Annotated in this window: 4 protein-coding genes; 3 read left to right on the top strand and 1 reads right to left on the bottom strand. The window is 57.3% G+C overall.

What is annotated here, in order from left to right; translation table 11 throughout:
* Positions 1–324: 324 nt before the first annotated feature.
* The gene (gene rlmN / locus NHH03_RS27695) at positions 325–1,425 is read right to left on the bottom strand and encodes a 23S rRNA (adenine(2503)-C(2))-methyltransferase RlmN (RefSeq protein ID WP_253161606.1); all 1,101 of its coding nucleotides are present in this window, start codon (positions 1,423–1,425) and stop codon (positions 325–327) included.
* Positions 1,426–1,536: 111 nt separating this feature from the next.
* On the opposite strand from rlmN, the gene NHH03_RS27690 reads away from it, so the two are divergent.
* From NHH03_RS27690 to NHH03_RS27680, 3 genes are read left to right on the top strand one after another with little or no spacing between them, the layout of a single operon-like run.
* Positions 1,537–2,721, top strand: a complete 1,185-nt coding sequence (locus NHH03_RS27690) for a M20/M25/M40 family metallo-hydrolase (RefSeq protein ID WP_253161605.1) — start codon at positions 1,537–1,539, stop codon at positions 2,719–2,721.
* A complete protein-coding gene (locus tag NHH03_RS27685; protein ID WP_315861500.1) occupies positions 2,718–2,975 on the top strand; it encodes a (2Fe-2S)-binding protein in 258 nt (85 codons plus the stop codon). Before NHH03_RS27690 ends, NHH03_RS27685 begins: the two co-directional genes overlap by 4 nt.
* A 58-nt stretch (positions 2,976–3,033) precedes the next feature.
* On the top strand, positions 3,034–4,554 hold the full coding sequence (locus NHH03_RS27680; RefSeq protein WP_253161604.1) for a carboxypeptidase M32: 1,521 nt from the start codon (positions 3,034–3,036) through the stop codon (positions 4,552–4,554).
* Positions 4,555–4,972: the final 418 nt, after the last annotated feature.

The following is a 4,972-nucleotide window of genomic DNA, read 5'->3' as shown; positions in this document are numbered from 1 at the left end:
TACCAAAACGGCGGTCGTCAGGTCAAGAGATACAAAAATGAATGCGTTCCTAGGTTGCGAGCACCGGGAACACGCGCTGCCCGGCGGGATTCGGCGGCATGTTCACCCGGGGTTCCTGCCGAGCCTGCCTCCAGCAGGTTCGACAGTGACCCCGGGCTAAGCTATTGAACGCCGTTGGCGTAGAGATGGGATTGCGTGCATGCGACTCTCCCAATGGGTGGCACGCGAAGCTGCACGACCTCTCCAAGGGAGAGTGAAGAGATCGAAGCGGCAATGGGCCGGTCGATTTGAGTTGAAAAGGTTGTTGAGCGCTGGCTTCAAAACTCACGCTTCGGGTTGCGTCGCGCGGTTGCGCCGCAGTTGTCCGCAGGCCGCATCGATTTCGTCGCCTTTGCGTTGACGGAACATCACGTTGACGCCGGCGGATTCCAGGATCTGGCGAAAGTCGGCGATCGAATGTCTGCTGGGCGTGTGGTACGGCAATCCTTCAACGGGATTGTAGGGAATCACGTTTAACAACACGTTGCGAGATTTGAGGATCCCCGCCAATTCTCGAGCGTGTTCGGCGGCATCATTGACTCCACCTAGCAACACGTATTCGAATGTCAGCCGGCGTCCGCTGGATTCAAAGTAACGATCGGCGGCGGCCAGGACGGCGTTGATGCCAATCTTGTGATTGACCGGAACCAATTGGTTGCGAAGTTCTTCGTTGGGTGCGTGCAGGCTGACCGCCAAATTGTAGGGCACGCCATTTTTGGCCAGCCTGTCGATCGCCGGCGGCAGTCCGACGGTGCTGATTGTGATTCGCCGCGGGCTAATCCCCAGCCCATCGGCGCTCTTGGCGATCTCCAGCGCGCCAAGTACCTGTTCCAAATTGGCCAGCGGTTCGCCCATCCCCATCATCACGATGTGGCTTAGACGTTCGCCGTCATCCAGACGGGCCTGCAACCGCAGCATTTGTTCGATGATCTCACCGCGGGTCAGGTTCCGGTCGACGCCGTCCAAGCCGCTGGCACAGAAAACGCATCCCATCGCACAACCGACTTGGCTGCTGACGCAGATACTGCGTCGATTGCCACCACGCAGCAACACGCATTCGACTTCGCCGCCGTCGGCTAAGCGAACCAATAATTTGTCGGTCCCATCACGACTGGTTTGAACAGCCGCCTCGCGGGCGCCGAACACGATAAATTCCTGGTCCAGTTTTTCCCGCAATTTTTTCGGCAGATCACTCATCTGGTCGAACTGCGAAACGCGTTTTTCGTAGACCCAGCCAAAAATCTGTTTGCCGCGAAACTTCGGCTCCCCGTGATCAACCAGCCACTGTTGCAATTCCGCGAGCGACAGATTCAGCAAATGCCGGCGGTCGCTGGAGGCCGAATCATCGGCGGAGCCAGATTGGGTTTGGATGACGGGCAGGTTCACGGATCGATTCGGTTGGCGAAAAACAATGGCACTCGACAGGTGGGCTCACCGGCCAATAGGCTACGGCGGCGTCTCATTCCCACCTGCCGTGATTCCCAGTCTAACCGTCAGATGAAAGAAATCGAAGTCGTTCCGACCGAAGCTTTGGACCGTTACTTGAAATTGACCGCGATCCCAGGCCCCAGCGGCAAAGAGAAGCAGGTCGCCCAGGCCATTGTCGACGAATTGATCGCCGCCGGACTGGATCCGTCCCAGATCTCCTATGACGGCGCCGAGTCACGGACGCGATTAAAAGGTGATTGTGGCAATCTGATCGTGCAACTGCCGGGTAGTGGCAGCGGCCCCCGAACCATGCTGTCGGCTCACATGGACACGGTGCCGATTTGCGTCGGCAGCGACCCGTTTGTCGATGGCGATCAAGTCCACAGCCGCGGTGCGACCGGATTGGGCGCCGATGACCGCAGCGGTTGCGCTGCAATTTTGACCGCGGCAATCACTCGTTTACGCGCCGGCGACCATCAGTTCCCGCCCGCCGTCATCGTCTTTTTCATACAAGAGGAAGTCGGTCTTCAAGGGGCGTGCCATCTCGATATCGCCAAGATTGGTTCGGTCGACCGAGCGTTTAACTTTGACGGTGGTCCGTTGGACAAGGTCACCATGGGGGCGATCGGTGGCGAGCGTATGGAAATCAAGCTGACAGGGATTCCGGCGCATGCTGGTGTTGCTCCCGAAAACGGAGCCAGTGCGATCGTGATGGCGGCCAAGGCCATCGCCCAACTCGATGCAACCGGCTGGCATGGAAAGGTAGAACAGCCGATTGGTGTCGGGACAGCCAATGTCGGCGTGATTCAAGGCGGTGATGCGACCAACGTGGTCACACCGGAAGTCAACCTGCGTGCCGAGGCCCGTAGCCATACCCCAGCGGTCCGCAGTCGAATCGTGGCCGAGATCCGCGCCGCGTTCGAGAATGCAGCGGCCAGCGTCAGCAACGCCGCAGGAAAAACGGGACACTGTGAATTCAATTCTCACGTTGACTACGAAGCGTTCGAATTGCCGAGTGACGATCCCTCGATTTTGGCGCTGGAATCAGCGCTGCGGTCAATCGGCCGGGAACCCTATCAACGACTCGCCGGTGGCGGTCTGGATGCCAATTGGTTGAACGTCCATGGAATCGCGTCGGTCACCGTGGGATGCGGACAAATGAACATTCACACCGCCGACGAACGATTGCACATTCCGGACTTTCAAGACGCTTGTCGGATCGCCACGATGTTGATTTGTGAGCCCCGGCGGTGATCGACGAAGACCAACCAGTCTGCTTGTGCTTTGATGTTTCGCGACGCAAGGTCATCCAGTTTATCCGCACGCAAAAACCAACGACTGCGTCCCAGTTGTCGGAGTGCTTTGGCGCCGGGACGGGCTGTGGTTGGTGCCGCCCCTATCTGAAACAGTTGTGGGCTTCACACCATCCCGAATCCGAAACGTTGCCAGACGCGGCGGATTATGCGGACGGCCGGCGACGTCATCGCAGAGAGCAAAAAGATCAGTAGCAACCCAGCTGCGGGTCTGGTGAAACGCCCCCCATTTTCCTCGAACCGATTTCCCACGATGTCGATTGACCAGTCACTGTTTGAATCTGTTTGCCAGACCGCCCGTGAGGCAGCCGTCTTTCATTCCGCCGCCGATGCGTTGGAGTGGGACGAACGCACCGGAATGCCGATCGCTGCGGGTGACTATCGCGCTCAGCAAGTCAGCACCTTGCGATCGACGGCCCACCGCATGCGCACCGAGACCCGATTCGGCGATGCGTTGAATTCATTGGTTGAAAATGCAGGCGACGTTGACCCACACGGCGATGTCGGCGCGACCATTCGAGGCCTGCACCGCGATTACCAGCGGGACTGCAAACTCCCTGTGGAACTGGTGTCAAAGCTGAGTGTGGCCGCGGTGCGCGGACAACAGGTTTGGGACGATGCCCGCAAACAGGACTCGTTCGAACGATTCAAACCGGCGCTGGTCGAAATGATTTCGCTCAAGCAGGAAGCCGGCGCGCGACTGGCCGACGGTACCGAGCACAGTGTTTACGAAGCATTGATGGACGAGTACGAACCGGACGCGAGTGTCCAGCAGTTGGCGCCGGTGTTTGCCGATCTGAAAACCCGATTGGCTGATCTGATTGCCCGTGTCAAAGACGCACCGAACCAACCCAACCTGGATCTGCTACGTCAAGATTTTCCGATTGCAGCGCAGCGTGAATTCAGTCGCAAGGTCGCTGCTGCGGTTGGGTTCGATTTTTCACGAGGCCGGTTGGATGAAACCAGCCATCCCTTCTGCACGACACTCGGCCCTAACGATTGCCGCATTCTGACACGGTACGAATCCAATTGGTTTCCCAGCGGATTGTACGGAACGCTACATGAAGCCGGGCACGGCATGTATGAACAAGGCATGCGTCAGGATTGGTTCGGATTGCCGCCGGGCAGTTTCGTGTCGCTGGGGATTCACGAATCACAATCACGATTGTGGGAAAACCAAGTCGGCCGCAGTCGATCGTTTTGGCAGTGGTTGTACCCTCAGGCAACCGCGGCGTTTGCCAACAGTCTGGCAGCGGCCGATCTGCAGGAAATTTATTTCGCAATCAATCAGGTTCGCCCCAGTCTGATCCGCGTCGAAGCCGACGAAGCGACCTACAACTTGCACATTCTGATACGATTCGAATTGGAACAGGCGTTGATCGGTGGCGAATTGAAAGTGGATGATTTGCCGGACGCGTGGAATCAGCAATATCAAACTTGTCTGGGCATTCAGCCTCCGTCGGATGCCGATGGCGTGTTGCAAGACGTTCACTGGAGCGCGGGCTTGTTCGGCTATTTCCCAACCTACACGCTGGGCAACTTGGCTGCGTCTCAACTGTTTGACGCTGCTTCCGAACAATTGGGCGATCTTGACGGAATGTTCAGCCGAGGAGAATTCCAACCGCTGTTGGAGTGGCTGGGCAAGCACGTTCATCAACAGGGACGATGTTACAGTGGTTCCGAATTGATCGAAAACGCCACCGGCAAACCGCTCTCATCAGATCATTTGATGAACTACTTGGAAACCAAGTTGCAGCCCTTGTACGGTTTCTGAGTTTCCGGCACCGCAATGACAGCTGCGTTGTGACGCTGCGCTCTCTCTCGCTTGCGGCCGGTTGATTTAATATTCGAAGGTAAATTGGCGTGCGAATAGTAACCCGACGCGTCAGTTTTGAAGTTGCGCTTTTACGGTAACCCGACGCGTCAGCGAGGGATTTAGGGTGTTAGCGGGATCCCTCGCTGACGCGTTTTGAAGTTGCGCTAAACAGTCACTTCACCTCAAATGACTCAGCAAATTGCCGCTTCGATCTCTGTACTCTCCCGCAAGGAAGTCGTGCAGCTTGGCGTGCCACCCATTGGGAGAGTCGCATGCATTCAATCCCATCTCTACGCCAACGGCGTTCGATAGCTTAGCCCGGGGTCACTGTCGAACCTGCTGGAGGCAGGTTCGACAGGAACCCCGGGTGAACATG

The sequence above is a fragment of the Stieleria tagensis genome (assembly GCF_024129865.1).
GTDB lineage: Bacteria > Planctomycetota > Planctomycetia > Pirellulales > Pirellulaceae > Stieleria > Stieleria tagensis.
Note: the sequence above shows the minus strand (reverse complement) of the source record. Positions and strands in the feature narration are given on the sequence as shown.

What these genes read in the sequence shown, in the direction of transcription:
- NHH03_RS27690 (WP_253161605.1), top strand. Translation starts at nt 1,537, where the DNA reads ATGAAAGAAATCGAAGTCGTTCCGACCGAAGCTTTGGACCGTTACTTG.
- NHH03_RS27680 (WP_253161604.1), top strand. Translation starts at nt 3,034, where the DNA reads ATGTCGATTGACCAGTCACTGTTTGAATCTGTTTGCCAGACCGCCCGT.